Consider the following 3,573-nt stretch of genomic DNA (forward strand, 5'->3'; position numbering starts at 1 on the left):
GCGGGTAGGAGATCATCCAGAATCCGGTGTCCTTCGGCGGCCACTGGTTGGGAATGAAGTGGCAGGCCAGCGCCTCCCCGTCCGGCCCGCGCCCGTAGATGTAGCGCTCCCAGTTCGTACAGGCGTCGTCCATCCGGGCGTCGTAGACGATCCCGGGTACGTCTGTTTTGTAGTGCCGTGGTTCGGCAGCGGCGCCCGGCGCCGCGCAGACGGCCGCGCTCGCGGTGAGTGCGGCGGCGACAAGTTCACGAACCATTTTCCGCCTCTGGCTTGTGCTGTTCGGCACCGATCTCGTGCCGGCTCGTGTCGAAGCCTAACGGGTCGGGCCGGAGTTTCGAACGGGATTCCGCCGATTGCGCACCGTCGTCGCTGCCCGCGGCTACGGCGCCGGGGCCGGAGGTACCGGCTGGTCGACCTCGACGTCGGCCTGCGGATCCTGCCGGATCGACCCGATCGTGACCGGCTCGTCCGCCTCCGCGGCGGCCGGCTCGTCCGAGTCCGTGGCCTCCGACGGCGGTTCCGGTGGTTTCGGCGGCGCCTCGGCGACCGCCGGTCTGACCGCGTGCGAGACCGGCGGGGCCGCAGGAGCCGTCGGCGCGTGGGCCACCCGCTCTGTCGGTCGCGGCCCGTTCGCCGGGGTCAGCTCCAGACTCACCGCGGCCGACGCCGAGACCACGAAGCTCACCACGCCCACCACCAGCATCGCCATCGCACCGGCGTACGGCAGCGTCCAGGCCCGCTCCGGGTGGGCGTCGTCGTCGGCCGACAGCGCCGGCACCGCCGCCAGGTCGGCGCTCGGACCCAACGCCTGCGCGGCCCCGCGGGCCAGCCCCAGCTGGGCGCCGCTTCGGACGAACACCGGCAGCGCCAGCTCCCGTTCGACGCGCACCGCAAGCGCATTGTTGCCGGTGCCCGCGCCGGCCAGGATCAACACCGCCGGCCGCCAGCGGCCGGGCGCGAACAGCGTCGCCAGCCAGTCGACCAGCTCGGCGTCGCCGTCGATCTCCTGCTGGGCGACGACCGGGCCGGCGTCCTCGCCGTCGTCGATCGAGACCGCGGTCGCCAGCCCCGCCTCCACGACGCAGACCGCGGTCCGCTCCGAGCCGGCGACCGGGTCGACGCCGTGCGCCAGCGACTCGGCGGCGTGCGGGAAACGAACCGGCACCACGTTGTCGAAGCCCGCCTCGGTCAGCGACTCGACCAACAGCGCCGCGTCGGCGACGGCGTCGTCGCTCCAGGTCACCCCGATGCCGCGCAGCCGCTGCCCCTGGGCTTCCACCATGCTCTGCAGCCGCAACGCGGCCGCCGTGGCCTGCTCGGACGCGTTGCCGGCGTCGGTTCCGCGCGCGACACTCAGTTCGTCGCGGGCCAGCGTCGGACCGTCGGCGTCTTCCCCATCAACCAGGACCAGTCCGAGCGACGTCGGTGTCATCGACAGACCCAGCACCGTCTCCAACGTTTCGTACCCCAATCCGTCCTGATCTGCGGTGCTGCCACTTCGTGACCCCGATAGCGCTCGGGTCTGTCACCTGCGACAGAGCCGCGAACCGCCGGGACACGGCAGACTTGTCCGTGTATCGAGGGAAGAGCCTACGCGGAATGTGTGACAAGAGCTAACCCTTGCGAGATAAATAACAGCCGGCACCGGACTTCACCGGGGAATCTCCGCCGGATACCGAGCCGATATCGATGCGGTCGCAACCGACAAATCGGGTCTGGGCGGCGCCGAATCGCGGTACCCTGGCTACGCGTCGGCCGGTCGAAATTGGTCCGGGCGGCACGAGCGCAAGCTCGACCGAGGTGGCCGGGCCGTTGTCACGAATCAACGACGGCGTTGTGTTGTGTTCGACACGTTTGCGGGTTTCGGGTAGATTCCCCCCCGCTGGCGTTATGACAGAAATCTCACTATCGAGACGCATGACAAAGGGGCCGGTATGACAGACGCGACCACGACGACACGTGGCTGGGCTCGCCGACTCGCCGTCGGCGCCGCGGCAGCCGCGACACTCCCGGGGCTGGTCGGCCTCGTCGGCGGCGAGGCGGACGCATCGGCGTTCTCCCGGCCGGGTCTGCCGGTCGAGTACCTGCAGGTCCCGTCGGCGGCGATGGGCAAGGACATCAAGGTGCAGTTCCAGAGCGGCGGCTCGGGCTCCCCGGTGGTCTACATGCTCGACGGTCTGCGCGCCCAGGACGACTACAACGGCTGGGACATCAACACCCCGGCGTTCGAGTGGTACTACGGCTCCGGGCTGTCGATGGCCATGCCGGTCGGCGGCCAGTCCAGCTTCTACACCGACTGGTACAAGCCGGCCTGCGGCAACTCCGGGTGCTCCACCTACAAGTGGGAGACCTTCTTGACCAACGAGCTGCCCCAGTACCTGGCCGCGCAGCAGGGCACCAAGTCGGGCGGCGCGGCCGCGATCGGCATCTCGATGGCCGGCTCGTCGGCGATGACGCTGGCCGCCTACCACCCGGACCAGTTCGTCTACGCCGGTGCACTCTCGGGTTACCTGAACCCGTCCAGCGGTGGCGGCTGGATCGGCATGGCGATGGGTGACGCCGGCGGCTACAAGCCGGTCGACATGTGGGGCCCGGACAGCGATCCGGCCTGGCAGCGCAACGACCCGACGGTCAACGTCGGGCGGCTGGTCGCCAACGACACCCGGCTCTGGGTCTACTGCGGCAACGGCACCGCGAACCAGCTGGGTGGGGACAACATCCCGGCGGTCTTCCTGGAGAGCAACTTCATGATCGGGCCGAACAAGCAGTTCGAGGAGGCCTACACCGCGGCCGGCGGCCACAACGCCGTCTTCAACTTCCCGGCCTACGGCACCCACAGCTGGGAGTACTGGGGTGAGCAGCTGCACCAGATGCTGCCCGACCTGCAGAGCCACCTGGGTGCCACCCCGGGCGGCGGGACGGTGAGCAGCTCGCAGAGCAGCGGCGGCTGACTCCGTCTGGCTCGCGCCCCGGCGCAGCTCCTTTCGACCGTGCGCATCCCGGATCGGGGTGCGCACAGTCGGCTGTCGGCCCCGGTTCGACAGCGGGCCATGCCGGGACGGGCGCCGCGTGATTAGATTGGGCTCATGCAGGGCTCGGCGACCGTCCGGATGGCGGCACCCGCGCTGCGGATCTGGGAGCTGATCGCCGATGTCCGCGGGATCGGCCGGTTCTCGCCGGAGACCTTCGAGGCGGAGTGGCTCGGCGGGGCCACCGGCCCGGCGGTCGGTGCCCGGTTCCGCGGTCACGTGCGACGCAACGGAATCGGGCCGGTGTACTGGACGACCTGTGAGGTCACCGAGTGCGACCCGGGCCGGGAGTTCGGCTTCGCGGTGCTGGTGGGCGACCGGCCGGTCAACCGCTGGCGCTATCGACTGACCCCGGCCGGCGACGAAACCGAGGTGACCGAGTCGTTCCGGATGCCGAGCTCGCTGCTGACCACGATCTACTACTGGGCGTTCGGCGGGTTTCTCCGGCAGCGCGCCAACGTCCGCGACATGCGCCGGACGCTGGAACGGATCAGGGACGCGGTCGAGACACCGTGAGCGCGGCGGTGACCGACGCCTTCAGCAC

At 70.2% G+C, this 3,573-nt stretch carries 3 protein-coding genes and 1 pseudogene; 2 read left to right on the plus strand and 2 right to left on the minus strand.

Features of this window, described 5'->3' with window-relative positions:
- Both AC2VNT_RS17415 and AC2VNT_RS17420 read right to left on the minus strand, forming a co-directional pair.
- Positions 1–256 (minus strand): annotated as a pseudogene (locus AC2VNT_RS17415) (hypothetical protein); the annotation flags it as partial.
- Positions 257–379: 123 nt separating this feature from the next.
- Positions 380–1,471: a DUF7159 family protein gene (locus tag AC2VNT_RS17420; RefSeq protein WP_486948043.1), complete on the minus strand. Its 1,092-nt coding sequence runs from the start codon at positions 1,469–1,471 to the stop codon at positions 380–382.
- A gap of 463 nt (positions 1,472–1,934) precedes the next feature.
- On the opposite strand from AC2VNT_RS17420, the gene AC2VNT_RS17425 reads away from it, so the two are divergent.
- Entirely contained in the window at positions 1,935–2,951 is a 1,017-nt protein-coding gene (locus AC2VNT_RS17425; protein WP_486948044.1) for an esterase family protein, read from the plus strand.
- Positions 2,952–3,086: 135 nt separating this feature from the next.
- On the plus strand, positions 3,087–3,545 hold the full coding sequence (locus AC2VNT_RS17430; RefSeq protein WP_486948045.1) for an SRPBCC family protein: 459 nt from the start codon (positions 3,087–3,089) through the stop codon (positions 3,543–3,545).
- Positions 3,546–3,573 lie beyond the last annotated feature (28 nt).

Source organism: Mycobacterium sp. TH-M15, from assembly GCF_057473705.1.